We start from the raw sequence: 2,704 nt of genomic DNA, 5'->3' as shown, positions 1-2,704 counted from the left end.
TGTCACCGACCGGCATAAAGGAGCCGGCCATGATCGGCGTAATGGAGCCAATCTCAGGTGAGGAAAACGGACATCCCAGAGGGGTTAAGAATGTGTGGCTTTGCTGGTGTTGGCAAGGGCTGAGTGTCCCGTCGGCGGCGCGATTTTGGGATTGCGACCGGAAGGACCGTCGAGCACGAGGCAGTAGGCGTTGTGACGCAGCCGATCGACGGTCGCCGAGGCAAGCAGCCGATTGCTAGGGAACGCCTGATCCCATTCGTGGAAGTCGAGATTGCTGGTGACGATGGTGGTGGCCTGCTCGTAGCGCTCGGCGATGAGATCATGAAGATCTTCGTCGGCAGGTGGACGTAGAGGTTTGAGACCGAAATCATCGATGATGAGCAATGGAATGCGTGCCAGCGTAGCGAGCTTGCGCTCGTAGGCACCGGCGGCGCGCGCCGCGTTGAGGCTGGCGGTGAGCTGCGCACACGGCGTGAACAACACATCGATGCCCTGGCGGATCGCGCAGTGGCCGAGTGCCTGCGCGAGATGGCTCTTGCCGACGCCGACCTGCCCGACGATGAGCACAGGCGCGTGCTCACTGAGATAACGCCCCGTTGCCAGATCATGCACGAGTGCACGATTGAGCTTGGGCAAGCGATCGAAGTCGAACTGATCCAGCGTCTTGGTTGAGCGGAACGTAGCGCGGCGCTGACGCAAGGTGAACTTCTTCTGCTCACGGCGAGCGACTTCATCTTGAATCAGCAGTGCTAGAAACTCGGTGTACGCAAGCTTTGCATCGATCGCTTGCCGGTTGCGGGCCTCAAGCGAATCGAGGATGCCGGACAGGCGCAGCTGTTTGAGTTGTGGGGCGAGTTCGGGAATCGGGTTCATGATTACTCTAAGTAAGGTGAGATAGGCATTGGAAAGAATCGAGCGAGGCGCCCGAGCGTAGGCGAGAATGGGTTTAGTGCCTTGTGTCCTCCTTCGTGTCGAACAGCGTTCGAGCATCGCGAGCGAAACGAGCGTTGCTGCCGTAGACGTCCGAGCTGTCACGTGGAGCAGCCTCAAGCGGCAGTCGATCGAATCCGCCGATGAGGATGGACTTGACCGTGCGGTATGCAGGACTTGCGTGCGCGAGTGCGCGTTGACAGGCCGCTTCCAAACGAGCAGCACCGAAGGTCTCTGCAAATCCGAGGACACCTTGGGCACCGCGCAGTCGTTCGACGATGCGATCGCCGAGCAACTGATCGATGAGCTCGGCACACGCGGGACCGATGGCGTGCGCCTGTTGCAGGCACCATTGCCGATCTTTGGCGAAGAATGCCCGCGCTTCCGGCGGCAGATGATCCAGCACCGTGCGCCGATCGCCGGGCCGACGCGAGCGCGCGTGACTGGCGACCAGTCGATAGTCCTGGAAGATCGAGATGGATATGTCTGTGGCGCGCAGCCACAAGGTCTGCCCGACCAACGTGAACGGCGCTGAATACAGCACGTAGTCGAACTTCACGTGGCAATCTCGATGAAGCACGACGCGATGCCAGGAGCCGAGATCCGGTGCGACGGAGGGCAAGCTGCGCATCAACGGCTTCTCGAGCAGAAAACGTTCGAGCGGTTGCTGGCGCGTGGTGCCGTGAATGCGAACGCCGGCTTCCTCCAGCACCCAACGACGCGCTTGCTCGTTCAGATCGGACAGATCGCGGAAGCTGCGCGTCGGCAGGAAGTTGCCCTTGACGTACTTCACTCCGGACTCAACGATCCCCTTCTTCTGCGGATCTGCCGGCGGGCATGGGTCGATCTTGAATCCGTAGCCTTCGGCGCACTCAGCGTACGCTCGCTGAACCAGTGGATCGCGAGCGCAGGCGCGCGTGATCGCGCACTTCGGGTTGTCGATGATGATGCGGGTGGGCACGGCGGCGAACCACTCGAACGCACGTCGATGACAACCGAGCCATGTCATCACAGACTGATCAAACACGAACTCGATGTACTGGTGCCGGGAGAAGCACATCGTCATCACAAAACACCAGGTGCGTCGTGGTTCGCCGCGAGCGGGGTCGACCAGCAGCGGACCGGCGCCGAAGTCGACTTGTGCGGCATCCGCCGGCGCGAACAGCAGCGGCACCGTGACATCCGGTGGCAAGCTGGCGCGAATACCCGCGAGCATGCGACGCACAGCGGAGTAGCTCCCGCGATAACCATGCTCGCGGCATAGGGCTGCGTGGATGGCGATGCCGCCGACGCCTTCGCCGACCCAGCGTTCGACTTGCGCTCGATGCGGCTCAACAGTGGAAATCGTGCTGCTCGCCCGACGTGCCTGGCCCACGACTGCGCTGATCGCAGCGTCATCCGGCAGTGCGGCCTCCGGTGCCAGCCAGCCTTGCGCAGTCGCTAGCACTCGAAAGGCAGCGACCTTGGGTCGTCCCATCAGCCGGGCGCGGGCAATGTCGCGATCAGAATCGCCCTGGCGCAATCGAACCAAGACTTGTCGATACTGAAACATCTCGAATCTCCGTCGGCCCACTGGCCCTCCCGCCGGCAAAAAGCCTGCAGAATAGCCGCCGATATCAGTTCGAAATGCCCGTCTTGCCCCTCAATGTGGCTCCAATACGCCGATCAGCCAGTGGCTCCATTATGGCGATCACGCCGTGGCTCCATTACGCCGATCATCCACTGGCTCCTATATGCCGATCACTAGATGGCTCCAATATGCCGGTCGGTGACA

At 61.5% G+C, this 2,704-nt stretch carries 2 protein-coding genes; both read right to left on the bottom strand.

What is annotated here, in order from left to right; translation table 11 throughout:
• Positions 1-84: 84 nt before the first annotated feature.
• On the bottom strand, positions 85-873 hold the full coding sequence (istB, locus tag EKO19_RS38080; RefSeq protein WP_129782679.1) for an IS21-like element helper ATPase IstB: 789 nt from the start codon (positions 871-873) through the stop codon (positions 85-87).
• A gap of 73 nt (positions 874-946) precedes the next feature.
• Complete coding sequence (gene istA, locus EKO19_RS38075; protein WP_217705864.1) at positions 947-2,482, bottom strand: IS21 family transposase; 1,536 nt, start codon at positions 2,480-2,482, stop codon at positions 947-949.
• Between the last annotated feature and the right edge of the window lie 222 nt (positions 2,483-2,704).

This window comes from Peristeroidobacter soli, assembly GCF_004138485.1.
Taxonomy (GTDB): Bacteria; Pseudomonadota; Gammaproteobacteria; order Steroidobacterales; family Steroidobacteraceae; genus Steroidobacter; species Steroidobacter soli.
This window is presented reverse-complemented; position numbering and strand designations above follow the sequence as displayed.

Excerpts from the sequence above, each read along its gene's own strand:
- istB (WP_129782679.1), bottom strand. The coding sequence starts at position 873 with ATGAACCCGATTCCCGAACTCGCCCCACAACTCAAACAGCTGCGCCTG.
- istA (WP_217705864.1), bottom strand. The coding sequence starts at position 2,482 with ATGTTTCAGTATCGACAAGTCTTGGTTCGATTGCGCCAGGGCGATTCT.